The organism is Streptomyces sp. SID14478, assembly GCF_010548525.1.
GTDB lineage: Bacteria > Actinomycetota > Actinomycetes > Streptomycetales > Streptomycetaceae > Streptomyces.
Genome location: NZ_JAAGMG010000235.1, coordinates 1 through 1,201, shown reverse-complemented (window position 1 = coordinate 1,201; position 1,201 = coordinate 1). Strand labels below are relative to the sequence as shown.

General features: G+C 74.4%; 1 protein-coding gene. It reads right to left on the bottom strand.

Annotation, left to right across the window (positions count from 1 at the left end):
* On the bottom strand, positions 1-915 hold a 915-nt coding region (locus G3I40_RS08550; RefSeq protein ID WP_343244861.1), incomplete at its 3' end, for a PucR family transcriptional regulator ligand-binding domain-containing protein.
* Between the last annotated feature and the right edge of the window lie 286 nt (positions 916-1,201).

Below are 1,201 nucleotides of genomic sequence, written 5' to 3'. Positions count from 1 at the left end.
GACGACGACGGCGGCGCGGGGCAGCTCCAGGTCCCAGCCGAGGGCGGCGGCGCGGCGCGCGGACTCGGCGCGCTCACGCGGCGGGTGGGAGACCAGTTCGGTCAGCAGCAGGGTGCGGTACCGGCGTTCGCGTTCGGCGAGGACGCGTTCCTGCACGGCGAGCATTCCGGCGAGGCTCGCCACGTGTTCGAGTGCGGTGACGTGCTCCTCGTCGGTGACCGGGTCCGGCGGTCCCGGCCACAGCGCCACGTCGCCGCTGTCGCGATGCCCGGCGAGGATGGGCCGGGTCAGTCGTGGGGCGGTGTGCTCGGGCACGTCCCCGCAGGCCGCGACGACGGTCCTGTCGGGGCCGCGGACGGCGGCCGGGCAGCCCCTCTCGGCCGCGAGGAGGTGGACGAGTTCGCGGGAGGAGCCGCCGCCGAGGACCGCCTGCGAGAGTCTGTCGCGCAGCGCCTGGGAGCGTTCGAGGCTGAGCGCCTGCCGGTTGAGTACGGTGCCGATGACCTCCGAGAGGATGTCGTTGAGCATCACCTCGCCGGGCAACTCGACGATGGGGAAGCCCAGTTCGTCGGCCCGGCGGAGCATCGGCGCGGGCAGCCGCGGCAGGTAGGGGCCGACCTTGACGCCGAGGGCGGCCAGGCCCCGGCCGGCGAGTTCGGGGACGAGGCCGGTGAGCGCGTGTTTGTCGTCGCGGACCGCGTAGGCGGTGGTGAGCAGGAACTCGCCGCCGCGCATCCACCGGATGATGTCCGGCACTTCCATGATGTTGGCGACGCGGATGGCGCGGCGCGCCCCCGCACGCCCTGCCGCGAGCCGGGCCCCCGCGAGGGCGGGCAGTTCGAGCGCCCCGGCCACCGTCAGGGTCGCTGCGGGGGCGGGCGAAGGCAGGGTGACGGGCGGGTGAACGGGGGTCACGCAGCTCACTATGGGCGGCCTCGCCGAGGCTGTAAACGCTCGCGGCAGCAGGTTGTATACAGTTTTCCGGGCGGCGTTGCGGTGCGCGTTCCCGTGTTCCGGGGTCCTGGGCGGCCGCGCCCTCCAAGCACTGTCAGCGGGCGTCAACAGGCCCGTGCGCACACTGGCACCTGCTGCCCATGACCGGCCCCGCGCCCCTTCCTATCGTCTTGGCATGCCTCCAGGAACCGCGACCTCACCAGCGACTTCACCGCGCCGGCCGGGCGCCGCGCCGGCCGGGCGCCGC